Raw genomic sequence first — 15,779 nt, 5'->3', positions numbered from 1 at the left:
GGGAGACATGCGAATCGACATTCGCACGGGGGTCGCCTTGGGCATCTCCGGGCTCGCGCTGAGCGGCATGGCCGCGCTCACGCCCGCCGCCCAGGCGTCCACCGCCGCCGGCGGCGCCACCGCCGTCAGCGGCCAGGTGACCTCGACCAGCGCGGTGCGTCCCATACGGTGCACCGGCAAGAAGGGGTGCAAGCGCATCGGCCGCCATGTGCGCAAGGACTGGGGCTGGGGCTGGGGCCACCGCGGCTTCCGTCACCACCGCTTCTTCCGCCACCACCGCTTCTTCCGCCACCACCACCGCAAGTTCGGTTACGGCCGGGGCTTCGGTTACGGGCGGGGCTTCGGCAAGTTCGGCTACGGCCGAGGCTTCGGCTACGGCCGCAACTTCGGGAAGTTCGGCTACGGCCGGAACTTCGGCTACGGCCGGGGGTTCGGCGGATACGGCGGCTTTGGGGACGGCCGGTAGGGCCTGACCCACCGCACACGGGCGTCTCCTGCTCTCGGCAGGGGGCGCCTGTCCATGTGAAGCGTCCGGCCGGTGCCTATCGGCCTCGCCGCCGCATGCCCATCTCGCCGCGGGCGCGCCGCCGCCGGCAGATCAGAAAAGTGGGCGTCGGAAGGCGTATCACCTCCGTTCTTCGGCATTATCGCCATCCCCCGCAGGTGCCAATTCTCCCCCCTCGGGAGGACCCGGTTCTCCCCCCGACTACCGTGTCACCGACCGAAAGAAATTGCGGTCGATGCGCCGTCCTAGAACTGCGCGTCGGCCTCGTCGAGCAGGTGCTGCAGACGCCGGGCGCGCTCGCCGGTGATGCCGCCCTCGCGGGTGCGGGTGACCACCTTGGTGCGCAGCTGGTCGATGCGGACGTCCACGAGGTCGTGCTCGCCCCGGCGGGCCTCCCGGATCGTGGCATCGATGATGTTGGTCAGGTCCAGGCCCACGTCGGAGCGGATTTCGTCGGCGCGCACGCCGTTCTCCACCGACCTGCGCAGGTTTTTGAGCGCGTCGTCGCGCTCGGGGGTGCGGCGGGCCGGCGGCTTGTCGGGCGGCGGCGCCCTGCCGGTGGACGGCGGATCCGGGGCGGGCGTGGTGGCCGGGACGGTCTCGGTCGCGGAGGGCCCGGCGGAGTCGCCCGGGCTTTCGGGCGCCGAGGCGCGCGGCGGCGCCAGGGTGGGCCGGTCGTCGAGGGGCGTCACGTCGATCCCGGTGTACAGGATCGTCGCCGCGGTGGCGGTCGAGGCCAGGCTGCCCGCGACCGGCCACAGGACCCGCAGCCCGCGGCGACCGTGCGGGCGGGGCGCGACCGCACGGCCGGCGGCGGGCTGCCGTCCGGCGCGGTCGCCGGGAAGATCGACGATCTCGTCGGCCGGCAAGGCGCGCCCGCCGCCGCCCCTCAGTTCCGACTCATCCGCCATGCTGGTCCAGGACGCCGGTCAGCTCGGCGGCCGCGTCCGCGGTCAGCGCGCGCTCCCGGAGCCGTGTGTCGATCTTGCGGCGCAGTTCGGCCACCCGGGCGTCCACATCGACGGCACGGCCCGCGGCGACTTCGTTGCGCAGGTTGTTGATCAGGTTGGTGAGGTCGAGGGCCACGTCGTCCCGGATCCGGCCGCTGGCCCGGCCGTGGTCCACGAGCGGTTGCAGCCGTCCGAGGACGCCGAGGGTGCTGGTGTCCACGGCCCGGCCGGTGGCCGAGGGCCCGGACGACGCGGTCTCGGTGGGCTCGGGGGCCGGGGCGGTCGGCTCGGTGGGCGTGGCGGTGGGCGCGGTGGCGGCGGGGGGCGGCTGCGGGGCGGCGGCCTCCCTGGACGCGGGCGGCGGGCGGTTCAGCGCGACGAGCGCCGCCGTGATCACGGCGGCGGCGGCGATGGCGGCCGCGATGAGGGCGGGCCGACGGCTGGGAGGCGCGTCCTCGGGCGGGGGCGGGGCGGGCAGGTACTCCGTCCGCCTGTCGTCCTGCTGCGGGCCCGGGTCCTCCGGCTCCGGTTCCGGCTTCGGCGGGGCACAGGCGTCTCCGGCGAACAGGCTCGCCAGGGCCGTCTCGTTCCGGGCGGACGCGGGCGGCGCCGTCGCGCGGGCGAGCACGTCGGCGACGCGGCTCATGGACGGCCGCTGCAGCGGATCGGACGCGCGGCACTCGTAGGCCAGGATCGTCACCTCGTCGGGCACGCGCGCGGCCGTCGCACCCGCGTGCAGGCAGGTCGTGAGCAGCATCCCGAACGCCAGGACGTCGTCGGCCCGGTCGGCCGCCGGCAGGTCGGACGGCGTGGCGGGCTCGGGGTCGGCGGTCCGGGCGAGCGCCCCGGACCCGTGGTCCGCCGCGGCGCGCAGCACCGCCCCGATGCCCACGTCCACGATCTTGACGCCGCCGGGGGTGAGGAAGATCCGGCGCGGCGTCAGGTCGCCGTGCGTCACGCCGTCGCGGTGCGCGACCGCCAGCGCGGTGGCGACCCGGGCGCAGATCTCCAGGGCCTCGGCGGTGGGCAGCGGGGCCCGGTCGATGCGCGCGGCCAGCGTCTCGCCCTCCAGGTACTCGGTGACCAGGTAGGGGGTGGCGCGTCCGGCGGCGTCGCGGGTCTGGTCGCAGTCGTAGATGGCGGCGAAGCCGGCGTGCCGCACGCCCGCGGCGCGGCTCGCCAGTTCGTGGAACGCCCGGCCGCGGGCGCCGCCGGCCGCCCGGGACGGGGCGGGCAGCTTGACGGCGACGGACCGGCTCAGCACCTCGTCCCAGGCCCGCCATACCTCCATGGCGTCCCCGTCGTCGAGGCGCTCCATCAGCCGGTAACGCTCGGTGAGCCGAAGGCCCGGCCTCATCGGGCCGTCCTTCCGTGCGTGCGGGCCGAATATTCAGGCACGTCCAGCAGTACGCGGCACACGGCCGGACGGTTCGATGGCGTGCGGCGGTTCCGGCGCGGCGCCGCCCGTGAATGGAGCTCCGCCGGGGACGTTTTCGCGAACGGCGGCGTTTATGAAAAGGCGGGCATCCGTCCGCCCGCGTGCCCGCCGGATAACGCGGCAATTTCCCGCCGGGGGGCTGGACGCGCACTCCGGGGCGTGGTCGGCCCGGCGCTCGCCGCGCCATACCTAATGCCGCTATTGGCACCCTCCCGGCATATGCCGTAATTCGCCTGCTAGATGGCAGGATGCCTATCGGCGGCCGCCGTCGCGGCCGAATCCGGAGGAATCCTCGGCGGAATATCCGTGCCACCACCCCTGGTACGGCGACCGCCCCCACTGCGACTGCTGCCGGTCCTGCGGGGACCACCACGCCGTCCACGGGTAGGAGGGGTAGGGGTATCCGGGCATCGGTGTCAGCGGGTACCTCAGCCACTGCGGCGGGACGACGCCCTGTCGCCTCCCCGCGGGCGGGTCGGACTCGGACGGCTCCGGCAGGGCGATGGGCCGCTTCGACGGCGGTGCCGGCGACGCCGACGGCTTCGTCGGCTCGGACGGCTCCTGCCCGCCGTCTCGCTCGGCGGGCGTGCGAGTCTTCGCCGGTGCCGTCTGCGTCCGCTCGGGCGTCGGCTCCGCAAGCAGCGTCCGCTCGGGGGAGGCGCTCGGCGACGGCGTGAGCGTGTTGCGCGGGACGATGGCGCTCGGTGTCGCCGACGGCGTCCGCGACGGGTACGCCTCGATCGCCTGCGACTGCGGAACGGGCAGCGGACCGTTCCCCGCGCCCAGCGTCTCGGCGATCCCGTAAAAGACGCCGCCCGCCGTCGTGGCCAGCAGCGCCATTCCGGCCCAGGCGCCGTAACGCGGCGAGGTATCTCGGACGGCGCGGGGCCGCCGGTGCCGACCGCCGCGCATATCGGAAATGCGGTTTCTGTTGAACATTCGGCCCCACTCCCATCGCTCCGCCACGATCAACGCTCAGGCCACTTGACTACGCTCACCGGCCGATCACCGTCAAGAGGAGACGGAGGACTATTTCGATGCGCTTCGATCTCGCGGCCGCGGCCGGTGAACGCTGAATGAACGCGCGCTGCGCACGCCCAGGATGGGGCCCGTCCTGATCACTCACCGCACAGCAAAAAGCCCGCCCGCGTCAACGCGGACGGGCGGCCCGGTGCGCGCCGGGCGAGGGGCGCGCCCGGCGGTCAGACCCGGTCGGCGACCGTCACCTGCTCGGGAAACCGGGCACGGTACTCGGCGATCTTGCGCTCCAGCTTGGTCACCGTGCGGCTGTAGTCGCGGCTGGACAGCCAGAACTTGTAGATGATCACCAGCTCGAAGGCCAGCATCCCGGCGGCGGCCAGGATGGTCACCGGGATGACCGCCCCCGGCACCGCGGCCGCGACCAGCGGGGCCACGATGAACACGCCCATCTGGAACTCGATGCCGCTGATCAGGTGCGGGCGGATCCGGCCGCGCAGCAGCGCGTTGCGGATCCGGGCGTACCAGGGGAAGCGCCGGTTGAACTCCTGCTGCATGAGCAGGTTGGCCTGCTGGTTGGGGTCGTCGCCGACGACCCGCTCCTCCATGTCGGCCTCCGGGTCGGGACGCAGCGCGCCCGCCGCCGACCGCAGCTCGTCGCCCATCCCGCCGGCCTCGGCCGCGCCGTCGGCGTGCCGCGCGGCGTCCTCCAGGGTCTGCGCCTCCTCCTGCAGCTGCCGCAGCTTGTTGCGCATCTGGCCGCGCACCTTGTAGATCTCCAAGGCGTCCATGTAGCGCAGCATGTCCAGGAACACCACGGCCAGCGCCGTCCACACGTACGCCACGTTGCCGGTGGCCGCGTACTGCCCGCCCATCAGCGCGATCGCGCAGGCCAGCACCCGCACCCGGTCGAAGATGTAGTCCAGCCAGGCGCCGAACACCGACCCGGTGCCCTTCAACCGGGCGATCTTGCCGTCCATGCAGTCGAGCGTGAACGACAGGTGGTACAGCAGCGCGCCCGCCACCAGATACGGCCACTCGGCCACCGCGAAGCAGGCCCCCGCGCCCAGCCCCAGGATCAGCGCCCCCACGGTCAGCTGGTTAGGCGTGATGTTCGTGCGGTTGGCGGTGAAGCGCACCAGACGGGATGCCAGCGGGTCGACCAGCAGCACGGTCCACCATGCGTCACGCGCCTTGTACGTCCGTTCTCGAACGTCCGCGAGCGTGAAGTTCGCCATGGAGAGCTGTCCTTTCAACTTTGTGGCTGGAGGCTTCCCGCCGTCGCTGGGCGCGAATCCACGTGGACCCGCGGTGCGCGGTCCCGGTGGTTCGTCCTGGCGGCTCCGAGCGCCGTCGGCCGCGGGAGCCGGGCGCGCTCCCGTCGGCCGAGAGGGCACGATGCTACCGCTCCAACAGGGGGTGTCCGCCGGGTGAACGCGCAGTTTGTCATCTTATGGTGATCACAACGGCTCGGGGGCGCTCGCGCGCAAAGCCGATCGGCGGGTCCCCTCGGGCCACCCGGACGGGCCCGGATGACCCGAAGGGACCCCGCTCGGTCAGCGCTCCAGCAGCCGGTCGACCACCCGGGCGGCGGCCTGCCCGTCGTCCATCGGACAGTACTTGTCGCGGAAGGCCCGGTAGGCGGCGGCGTGTTCGATGCCCACCGAGTCGACGCGGTGCAGCGCGTCCACCACCTCGTCCAAGTCGGTCAGCAGCGGCCCCGGTGCCTCCTCGGCCAGGTCGAAGTACACCCCGCGCAGCTCGTCCCGGTAGAAGTCCAGGTCGGGGGTGTAGAACAGGATCGGCCGCCCGGTCGCGGTGAAGTCGAACATCGCCGACGAGTAGTCGGTGACCAGCACGTCCGCGATCAGGAACAGCTCGGTGACGTTCGGGTAGTGCGTGACGTCCACCACCTGGTCCCCGATGCCGACCGTGCGGTCGGCCACCATGTGGTGCTGGCGGACCAGCACCACATGGTCGTCGCCGAGCGCGGCGGCGAGCCGCCCGGTGTCCAGCACCAGCTCCGCCTGGCGGCCGGAGGTCTGCCACACGTCCTCCCGCCACGTCGGCGCGTACAGCACCACGCGGCGCCCGGCCGGCACCCCGAGCCGCTCGCGCACCCGCAGCGCCCGCTCGTGCCGGTCCTCGGCGAACAGCAGGTCGTTGCGCGGGTACCCGGTCTCCATCACGTCGCCGTCGTAGCGGAACGCACTGCGCAGGATCTGCGTGACGTGCGGACCGGCCGACAGCAGGTGGTCCCAGAACGGCACGTCCTCCACGAACTGGCCGAGCGTGGCGATGCCGCCCGCGATCCGGCCGCCCTGCAGCAGGTCGTAGCCGACGTGCTTGAACGGCGTGCCGTGCCAGGTCTGCAGGTACACCTGGCCGGGGCGCTTCTCGAAGCCCTGCATCTGCGGGCCGTTGTTGACGATGAACCGCGCCTCGGACGTCAGCTCGTAGTACTCGCGGCTGCCGCGCAGCACCGTCCGGCCGCCGTCCGGTACCCGGAACTGCCCGTCGGAGGTGCACCACACCAGCTCCAGGCCCAGGTCGCGGCGCTTGAACTCCTCGTAGATCGCCCGCGGGTTGCACGCGTGCCGGCGGCCCGAGTAGCTCTCGAACACCACCAGGTCGCGCAGCGGCGCGGTGTTGAACGACGTGAAGTGCCGCCGCTGCAGCATGCGCTGGGCGTAGGGGCCGCGCTCGTCGTCCGACAGCGCCGTGCGCACCCACAGGTGCAGCAGGTCCCGGTTGACCTGCAGCGCCAGCTCGTGGACGCCGACGAACCGGGGCTCGGGCAGCGCCGCGCGGGTCTGCCGGTCGATGCCGACGGCCACGTCGCCGTTCGGGCCGGGCGCGTACAGGTCCCAGCGGCCGCTCGGCAGCGGCAGCGCCCCGTCGAACGACTCCCACCGGGCGTCCAGCAGCGCGGTGAACTCGGCCCCGTTCCACGTCAGCGGCACCTGGTGCGTGTTGGTGGAGCGGCGCCGCCGCATGACCAGCCGGTCCGGCCGGGTCTTCGGGTCGGCGCACGAGCCGGTCAGCTCGATCGTGGCGCCCTCCAGCCAGCGCACACCCGTCACCACCAGCCGCGGCGACCGCTCCACCAGCGTCAGGTTGCCGTACTTGGTGCTGATGACGTCGTACTCGCGGCCCGCCACCGTCTCGCGCAGGCCGAGCAGGTCGGCCTCCACGCCCAGCCGCAGCTTGCCGCGCCCCTTGGTCTTCAGCGACACGTCCCAGTCGATGCTGTCGCCGGTCACCGCCGCCTCGACCGAACCGGTCTGCTCGGCCAGCTTGGCCAGCTCGATGGACGCGGTGAACTCCACCCGGCCCCCGGCGCCCGACCCGGTGTGCTTCACCGGGAACTTCACCGTGGTCTTGCCCTGCCGGAACGACGCCAGCAGGTGCCCGCCGGTCACGTACACCGCGTCCTCGCGCCGCACCCACCCGGTCAGCTCGACCCTGCCGTCGCCGCCGCGCACGTCGGTGACCTGCGCGCGGATCGGCTGCACGCCGATGAGCAGCTCGCGCGCCTGCGTGTACTTGGGCTTGACCTGGCGGCCCGGCGCCACCTCGTGAGCCGGGGGCCACAGGCCGGCGCCCTTGGGCTTGGCGAGCCGGCCGCGCCGCTTCTCCCCGTGCGTGGTGACGGTGACGAACACGTGCCAGTTGCCGTGCCCCGAGCCCAGCTTGGCCGGGTCCAGCTCGAACGCGAACCCCGACCAGTCCAGGTCGGCGGTAGCCTGCCCGCTGCCCGCCGTCACGTCCGGGCGCCGCACCCGCTCCACCTTGGGCCGGATCACCTTGGGGAACAGCCGCAGCATCCGGCGGCGCAGCTCGATCTCGATCACCGAGTCCTCGGCGGACGCCACGTTCAGCCGGTCGATGTAGGCGTGGCCCTCGATGCGCAGCCGACCGTCGCGCCACAGCACCTCGTCGATGCCGGTCTTGAGCTCCAGCTCGTCCTCCGACAGCTCGTACAGCCGGTCGGGGAAGCGCGGGTCGCCCAGGAACGGGTAGTTGCCGTACCAGCCGGACGAGCCCTCGCGGCGGATCGCGCTGGTGCGCTCGGGATGTCGCTTGGAGAACGACACGATCTCCACCAGCTCGGGCATCATCCGCTGCCGCACCGCGTGGAACTTCAGCCGGTCGATGGCGGGCAGGTCGTCGAACAGCTTCGGGTCGACGGTGTCGAGGAACTCGTTGACGATGTCGAAGAACGTCTCGCGGTACTGGTCGTCGCCCTGGTCGACGATATTGACGTAGATGCGGATGTCGTCGCGCAGCGTCGAGGCGTCGTAGCGGTCCTTCAGGTCCGGCGCGTGCTCGGCCAGGAACTGCGACGCCGACCGCACCGAGCGGATGCGGTCGCCCAGGTTGCCCGGCTCGGTGCGCCGCTGCGTGATGGACCGGGCGCCGGTCTCGCGCACCCGCCAGTGGTAGACGACCTCGTGCAGCACGTCGACCCGCTTGGCCAGCACGTGCGCGGGGATCGTCACCGGCGCGTCCTCGTACAGGCCGGCCGGGAACTTGAAGTCGTGCCGGTTCCAGAACGAGCGGCGGAACACCTTGTTCCAGGCGGTGCGGTCGCGCAGCAGCTCGGGGAACTCGCGCACGTGCGTGCGCTTGCGCTCGACCGGAAAGATCTTCATGTGGACGCCCGAGTGCATCAGCCCGTCCACCCCGAACCGCCGCACCGCGCCGGCCGCGATGTCCGACCCGGTCTCCTCCAGCGACGACACCATCAGGTCGTAGGCGTAGCGGGGGATGATGTCGTCGCTGTCGGCGAAGGCGAGGTACTTGCCGGTGGCGTGCGGCACGCCCGCGTTGCGCGCCGGGCCCAGCCCCTGGTTCTCCTGCTGGACGAGCCGGAACCGGGCATCGCGCTCGGCGAACTCCTTGGCGATCGTCGCACTGCCGTCGGTGGACCCGTCGTCGACCATGATGACCTCAAGGTCGCGCAGGGTCTGCCCCGCGATCGATTCCAGGCAGGGCCGCAGGTACATCTCGACGTTGTAGAACGGAACGACGACGCTCAGCAGTGGTGACAAGGTTCTCTCGGCTTTCCCGACGAAGGTGCGCCCGACGGCGGACGCTGAGGGGACGACCCGGGCCGGCGGGGGCGGCCCACGGGGACTTAGGCAGCGTAGCCAACCGGGCTAACGAACAACCGGTTCAGCGGGTTTCGCATCCGCGGCCGCGAGACCCGCCGGGCTCGGCGGACCCTGCGGGCCGTGCGGTCCCTGCGGCGGCCGCGGCGCCCTGCCCTTGGCTTTGGCGGGGGTCCCGCCCGGGCGGCGGAACCGCGTGAACGCCCACGTCATCTTGGGCTCCAGGGCCCAGCTCATGCACCGCACCACCGGCTTGGTGCACAGCACCGTGCCGACGACCAGCGCGACCGCGATGACCACCAGCACGCCGGGGGTGGTGTTCATCCAGTCCAGGTGCCACCAGCCGAGGAAGCTGAGCAGCCGCGTGTAGAAGCCGTGCAGCAGGTAGGTGTACAGGGTGTAGGCGCCGAGGCCGGTGAACCACGTGCGGCGCCGCGGCACCAGCGACAGGAAGGCGAACACCAGCGTCACCGCGCAGGCGAACATGCCCAGCCGCATGAGGGTGCCGGTGACGTTGTCCACCCCCAGCTCGTCGTGGGGGTCCTTCCAGTAGAGCCACTTGCGGGACATGTGGTTCATGGCCAGGAAGGCGACGCCGAACCCGCCCGCCATGATGATCACGCCCAGCACCCGCGACATCGGCCGCTTGACGATCTCGAAGTGCTCGGGCCGCAGCATCAGGCCGAGCACGTAGAACGGCAGCAGCCCGATCACCCGGTGGATGTCGAACGTGCCGCCCATGGGGCTCATGTACGACAAGAGGGAGAAGCCCACCGCCACCGCCAGCGGCCAGCGGATCTGCTGCCACACCGGCGTGGACAGCCGCCACATGAACAGCGCGCACAGGAACCAGGTCAGGTAGTACGGGTTGAGCAGGCTGATCTCCAGGTCGTTGCGCCCGACCAGCCAGTCGTAGGTGGAGTAGGCCGTCTCGAACACCACGTACGGGACGCCGACGTTGGTGATGAGCTTGCGCGCCTTGCCGGGGGACGCCGACCAGTTCCGCGAGAAGTAGCCGGTGATCACAATGAACAACGGCATGTGGAACATGTAGATCAGGAAGTACAGCGCCTTCGCCAGCGGCACGTCCATCAGGCCGGCGATCGAGTGCCCGACCACCACCAGCAGGATCGCCAGGAACTTGGCGTTGTCGAAGAACGGGTCGCGCTCCTTGCGGCGCGGCGCCGGCGCCGTCGTGCCCTTGCCCGCGGCGGCGGACAGGTCCCCGGTCACCACCGGGTGGCCGCCGGTGGACACCGCCGGATACCCGCCCGTGGACACACCCGAGGGCGCGGCGTCCCGTTCGGCCGTGCCGAACGCCGAGTGCCGACCCCCGCCCGAGGACTGCTCGGCGAGCGTCGGGTGGGCTCCGGAGGACTCGCTCTTTGCGGCGCGCCCGAACGCCGCCGCGCCGCCGCTCCGTGGCGCGGCGCCCGCGTGGGCGAACACGCCGTGTTCGCCGCCCGAGGGCTGTTCGGCGAACGCGGGGTGAGCCTCGGAGGATGACTCGTCTGTGCCGTGTCCGAATGCCTGTGCGCTGCCGCTTCGCGGCGTGGCGCCCGCGTGGGCGAAGCCGCCGTGTTCGCCGCTCGAGGGCTGTTCGGGGAGCGCGTGGTGGGCTCCGGAGTCCGCTGCGGTGCGTCCGAATGCCGCCGCGGCCCCGCTTCGTGGTGTCGTGCCCGCCTGGGTGAACCCGTCATGTTCGCCGCCGGGCAGCTGTTCGGCGAACGCCGGGTGGGCTCCGGAGGGCGACTCGTCTGTGCCGTGTCCGAATGCCTGTGCGCTGCCGCTTCGCGGCGTGGCGCCCCCGTGGGCGAAGCCTTCGCCGCTCGGGGGTGTCTGCTCGGCGCCCGTGGGGACGGAGCCGGAGGGCAGCTGCGTCGTCGTCTGGGGGGCCGCCTGCGGGCCAGCGGCGTGGGCGCCGCGAGCCGCGTCCGGGGGCAGCTCGACCGTGCGGTCGGGCGGGGCCATTTGGAGCGGTCCCGTAGCCTCGGTCGGCGTCGCAGCCGAAGCGGGCACACCGTTGGGCGACACGTCGGCGGGGGGCGTGCCGTACGGGGGCGTGTTGCCGGTCAGCGGTGGCACGGCGTGACCGGACGAGGCGCCGAGCACGTCGCTGTTCGCGGCGCCGGACCAGCCGGGCGAGGGCGGGCCGCCCCCGGCGTCCGGTGTCGCGGTCGGTTCGGGGTCGGCCTGCGGGTCTTCGCTCGGCCTGGTCGGATCACTCATGAGCCGGGGTGCGGGGTCTCCCTAGTACCGTGCGGGGGTCATTCCTTGCAGATGTCGTCGGTCGCGCGGACCTCGCCCTGCTGGCGCGGGATGCCGGTCTGGACGCTCTGGGATGTCTTGAGCGCCTGCCAGTCGGTGCCGACCACGAGGTCGACCACGCCGGGCACCCCGCCGCTGGTGCGCGGGCCGGGCTTGGGGTTGGTCGCGACCAGGCTCGCCACGGTCTGGGCCTGCTGTTCGGCGCCGGAACCGTACAGCACCTTGGTGGTGCGCGAGGTGGTCTCGTTGCCGCCCACGCTGACCTGGAAGCCCTGCTCCTCCAGGTCGTCGGCGACCCGGCGGGCCTGCCCGTCGATGCCGCTGGCGTTGAAGACGCGCACCCGGACCTGGCTCGGCTGGATCTTGGACGACGACGAGGACGAGCTCTGCTTGCTCTGCTGCGTCGGCACGGTCTTGTCGTTGCGCAGCGCGGTGAACAGCTGGTTGGCGGCGGGCTGGGAGAGCGCCAGCCGGTTGGGGTCGGGCGCGTACGCGCCGTTCGGCACCGTGACGAAGCGCAGCTTGCCGGACGTCATGCCCTGCATGCCCTGCGCGATCTGCATCATCACCTGCGGGGTCAGGTCGCTGTCGGTGGTCAGCGACTTGGTGCTCGCGCTGATCAGCGACCACAGCCGGCTCGGGTTGGTGAGCACGCCCGCGCTCATCGCCTTGTTGGCCAGCGAGCTCAGGAACTTCTGCTGGCGCTTGATGCGGTCGGTGTCGGAGCCGTTGCCCAGGCTGTAGCGGGCGCGCACGTACGCCAGCGCGTCCTCGCCCTTGATGGTCTGCCGGCCCGCGGGCAGGTGCAGGTCGGCCTTGGTGTCGTTGACGGCCTTGGGCAGGCACACCTCCACGCCGCCGACGGCCTCGGTGATGGCCTTGAACCCGTTGAAGTCGATCTGCACGAAGTGGTCGATGTGGATCTTGGTGAAGTTCTCGATGGTCTTCACCGTGCAGGACGCGCCGCCGAGGGTGAAGGAGGAGTTGATCTGCCCGATCGACTGGGCCTGGGTGGTCTGGCCGTCCTTGGTCTTGCAGGACGGAATGGGGACCATCAGGTCGCGGGGGAAGCTCACCCCGATGGCCTGGCCGCCGCCCGGCGACAGGTGGAGCAGGATCATGGTGTCCGACCGCGGCGGGTCGTTCTTCATGCTGCGGCCGTACTTGGCGTTGGCGCCCGCGCGGGTGTCCGACCCCAGCATCAGGATGTTCATCGCGTTGTTCAGCTTCTTCGGCCGGTTCGGGCCGACCAGCGCATCGGTGTCCTCGTGCGCGATGTTGCCGAACGCCTTGCGGTAGAAGCCGTACGCGGTCAGGCTCCCGATGACCATTGCCACCGACATTCCGATGGACACCCAGCCCAGGACGCGCCAGCCGCGTCGACGCGCCGGCTCGTGCTGCAGCTCGGCGTCGTCGACGTACTCCATGTACATCGGGTTGCTGTTCATCGGCTCCGTGGTGGGGGTCTGCCGCCCCTCAGGGGTCGGAAACTAGGGAGAGGTTAGGTCAAAGGAGGCGGCGTACGGACCCGGTTGCGTCATTCCATCCGGAGAGGCCGGCCACCGCCGTCACATGCTCCAGGATCACTCGGCGATCTATGGCTGCTATGTCAACGTTGCGTTGGATTATGACGGAGGCACCTGAGGCTAGTGGTGCTACCAGCCCGCACAGAACCCCGTGCAGTGTGGTGAAGGGCATGTCAACCAGGATCCTGTCGCCCGCGTCGAGCCCCCATTTCTCGGCGGCCGCCTGCGCCTCGTTTGCCACACTGGCCCCACTGAGTGTGGTTTTTGTCACATGACTCCCGGGTATGGCGAGCGCCGGCCGGTCGGGAGTGACCGACGGGGCCGCTGTGAACCGGTCGCCGTACGCGCGCACCTCGACCGCGTAGTCGAGCACCCCGGGCGGGCAGGACGGCAGCGGGCCGCCGAGCGCGTGCAGGGACAGCCCGACGATCTCCTCGGCGTCCGTGCGGTCGATCACCGTGTCGAGCACCTCCCCGGCGGCCGCCAGGATGTACGGCCCGGACTGGGCGGCCGGTTCGATCTGCGGTGCTCGGCCTTCCGGCATCGGGACCGGCTCGGCCACCACGCCCGCCGACCAGCACGCCATCAGCCACACGGCGGTCTGCCAGTGCGCCGGCAGCATCAGCACCGCGCGGTCGCCCGGCTGCGCGCCCAACCCGTCCACCAGCAGGTTCGCCGTCTTGGCGACCCAGTTGTCGAACGTGCGGGCCGACAGTTCGACGCGCTCTGCGGTGCCGTCGTCATAGAAGGTCACCAGAGGGCGCGACGGGTCGCCGTCCACGCGCCGCCGCAGCAGTTCCACGGGTCCGATCTCGGTCATGTGACCCGAGCGTAGAACCAGCCGCGCCGAACGCCCGGCCACTCGGTGATCACGGCGTGCCCGTCCGGCGCGTTCCGCCCCGGTACGGCCGCCCCGCTACGCTCCGCTCGATGAACCCACCGAGGAGAACCCGATGAGCGCCGCCCGCGTCCTGGCGCGGGTCAGCGTGGTCCCGGCACTGCTGCTCGTGGCATGGCTGGCGGCGTCCCTGCCGCTGCTGCTGGCCGGGATCTTCCGTCCGGTACCGGCCATCGCGCTGTTCGCCGTGGCCGCGGCGGCGGTGCTGTGGTTCGGGCTGCGCGCTCCTCATGACGCGCCCGGCGGGGAGGCGGACCAGGCGCGGCCGGTGTCCTGGTGGGCGGCCGGAGGCGTGCTCGCGGTCGGCGTCGTCTTCCTGGTCTTCCAGGTCGTCATGAACGCCGAACAGATCATCGTGCGGCGCGACCCCGCGTCGTACATGCAGTTCGCGATCTGGCTGAAGGAGCACGGCTCCCTGCCGATCCCGCAGATGCGGTGGGCGTTCGGCGGGGGAGACCCCGCGCTGAGCTACGAAAGCCCCGCCTTCTACCAGAGGGGCGACGACATCATCCCCCAGTTCATGGCGGGCCTGCCGTTGATCCTGGCGCTGGGCGGCTGGATCGGCGGGACGCACGGCATGCTGTTGATGGCCCCCCTGCTCGGCGCATGCGCGGTGGTGGCGTTCGGGGGGCTGACGGCGCGTCTGGTGGGGCCGAACTGGGCGCCGCTGGGCGCGGCGGCGCTGGCGTTGAGCCTGCCCATGCTGTGGGTGTCGCGCTCCACCTACAGCGAGCTTCCCGCGCTGGTGCTTCTGCTGGGCGGCCTGGCGCTGCTGCACGACGCGCGGCGCCGCCAGGCGCGGGCGCAGGCGTTCCTGGGCGGGCTGGCGCTCGGCCTCATCGTGCTGGTGCGCATCGACGCGCTGCGGGACGTGCTGCCGGTGGTCGTGTTCGCCGGGCTGCTCGTGGGCCGCGGTCGCCGCACCGGATGGCCGCTGGGGCTCGGCCTCGCCATCGGGGCCGGCGCGGGGCTCGTCGAAGGGTTCGTCCTGTCCCGCCCCTACCTGCGCTACCTGCACGCGTCGCTGAACCCGCTGCTGGCGATGGCGGCGGCGCTGGTGGGCGCGGCCCTGCTCATGGCCGTCGCGCTGCGCTGGGAGGTCACCGGCCGCCGGCTGCGGCGGGCCGGCGCGGCGGTGGCGCGCGGACGGCTGCCGGACGTCGCCGCCGCACTGACCGTCCCGGTCGTGGTCGCGTTCGCCGCCCGCCCGCTGCTGCAGACCGTCCGCCGCGAGCCGCACAACGCCGACGACCGGCTGAACGTCCACTTCATCGAGCAGGTGCAGCGCATCAACCACCTGCCGGTGGACGGCACCCGCCAGTACTCCGAGCTGTCCTACCACTGGGTCGTGTGGTACATCGGCGTGCCCGCGGCGCTGCTGGCCGCCTTCGGTGCGGCCCTGCTGGTCCGCCGCCTGCTGCGGGGGCGTTCGCCCGAGTGGGTGCTGCCGTTCGCGGTCCTGGCGTGGACGACCGTGACGACGCTGCTGCGCCCGGCCATCACCCCCGACCATCCGTGGGCGTCGCGGCGGCTCGTCGCCGTCGTCATCCCGGGGATGCTGCTGCTCGCGCTGTGGGCGGCCGACTGGGGGCTGCGCCGCGTCCGCCGCGCCGGGCACGGCCCCCGCGCCGTCCGGGCGTTCGCCGCGGGGGCCGCGGTGCTCGTCCTCGCCCCCATCGTGGTCACGTCGGCCGGGTTCATGGCGGCGCGCACCGAACAGGGCGAGGTGGCGGCCGTGCGCGGGATGTGCGAGCGGATCGGCCCCAAGGCCTCGGTGGTGCTCGTCGAACGCGCCACCGCCGACCGGTTCACGCAGGTCGTCCGAGGCATGTGCGGGCTGCCCGCCGCGCGGACGGTGCCCGACGCCGGCCCGGGCGACGTCGCCCGCATCGTCCGCAAGATCTACGATGCGGGGCGGCGGCCCGTGCTGCTCGGCGGCGAGGCCGCGAACGTGGCGCCCTACGGGCGGGCGGTGCACGTGCTGGAGCTGCGCACCCGCCAGGACCAGCGCACCCTCACCCGGTGGCCGACGGGCACCTGGAGCCTGACCGTCAACGTGTGGATGGCCGTGCCCGCCCGGCCGTGACAGGGGGCTGCGCACA

10 protein-coding genes are annotated in these 15,779 nt (G+C 72.3%); 2 read left to right on the top strand and 8 right to left on the bottom strand.

The window, feature by feature from the left end; translation table 11 throughout:
• The first annotated feature begins 7 nt into the window (after positions 1-7).
• Positions 8-466: a hypothetical protein gene (locus tag QSK22_RS03050; protein ID WP_285492353.1), complete on the top strand. Its 459-nt coding sequence runs from the start codon at positions 8-10 to the stop codon at positions 464-466.
• A 284-nt stretch (positions 467-750) separates the two neighbouring features.
• On the opposite strand, the gene QSK22_RS03045 is transcribed toward QSK22_RS03050, so the two are convergent.
• The 8 genes from QSK22_RS03045 to QSK22_RS03010 form a co-directional block, all read right to left on the bottom strand.
• A complete protein-coding gene (locus QSK22_RS03045) occupies positions 751-1,416 on the bottom strand; it encodes a hypothetical protein (protein WP_285492352.1) in 666 nt (221 codons plus the stop codon).
• A complete protein-coding gene (locus QSK22_RS03040) occupies positions 1,406-2,812 on the bottom strand; it encodes a protein kinase domain-containing protein (RefSeq protein ID WP_285492351.1) in 1,407 nt (468 codons plus the stop codon). Before QSK22_RS03040 ends, QSK22_RS03045 begins: the two co-directional genes overlap by 11 nt.
• A gap of 333 nt (positions 2,813-3,145) precedes the next feature.
• On the bottom strand, positions 3,146-3,733 hold the full coding sequence (locus QSK22_RS03035) for a hypothetical protein (protein WP_285492350.1): 588 nt from the start codon (positions 3,731-3,733) through the stop codon (positions 3,146-3,148).
• 362 nt (positions 3,734-4,095) lie between these two features.
• Positions 4,096-5,109, bottom strand: a complete 1,014-nt coding sequence (locus tag QSK22_RS03030; protein ID WP_285492349.1) for a CDP-alcohol phosphatidyltransferase family protein — start codon at positions 5,107-5,109, stop codon at positions 4,096-4,098.
• Between the two features lie 318 nt (positions 5,110-5,427).
• Positions 5,428-8,925 carry a bifunctional glycosyltransferase/CDP-glycerol:glycerophosphate glycerophosphotransferase gene (locus QSK22_RS03025; protein ID WP_285492348.1) on the bottom strand — a complete coding sequence of 1,166 codons (3,498 nt, stop codon included), beginning with the start codon at positions 8,923-8,925 and terminating at the stop codon, positions 5,428-5,430.
• A gap of 108 nt (positions 8,926-9,033) precedes the next feature.
• Positions 9,034-11,214: an acyltransferase family protein gene (locus QSK22_RS03020; protein ID WP_285492347.1), complete on the bottom strand. Its 2,181-nt coding sequence runs from the start codon at positions 11,212-11,214 to the stop codon at positions 9,034-9,036.
• Between the two features lie 38 nt (positions 11,215-11,252).
• The gene (locus QSK22_RS03015) at positions 11,253-12,701 is read right to left on the bottom strand and encodes an LCP family protein (RefSeq protein ID WP_285492346.1); all 1,449 of its coding nucleotides are present in this window, start codon (positions 12,699-12,701) and stop codon (positions 11,253-11,255) included.
• A gap of 58 nt (positions 12,702-12,759) precedes the next feature.
• A complete protein-coding gene (locus QSK22_RS03010; RefSeq protein WP_285492345.1) occupies positions 12,760-13,599 on the bottom strand; it encodes a TIGR03089 family protein in 840 nt (279 codons plus the stop codon).
• A 133-nt stretch (positions 13,600-13,732) separates the two neighbouring features.
• Between QSK22_RS03010 and QSK22_RS03005 the strand changes: the two genes are divergently transcribed.
• Positions 13,733-15,763, top strand: a complete 2,031-nt coding sequence (locus tag QSK22_RS03005) for a hypothetical protein (RefSeq protein ID WP_285492344.1) — start codon at positions 13,733-13,735, stop codon at positions 15,761-15,763.
• Positions 15,764-15,779 lie beyond the last annotated feature (16 nt).

This window comes from Actinomadura sp. NBRC 104425 (assembly GCF_030269545.1).
Classification (GTDB): Bacteria; Actinomycetota; Actinomycetes; order Streptosporangiales; family Streptosporangiaceae; genus Spirillospora; species Spirillospora keratinilytica.
The sequence above is the reverse complement of the archived record's forward strand: the minus strand, read 5'-3'. Positions and strand labels throughout refer to the sequence as shown.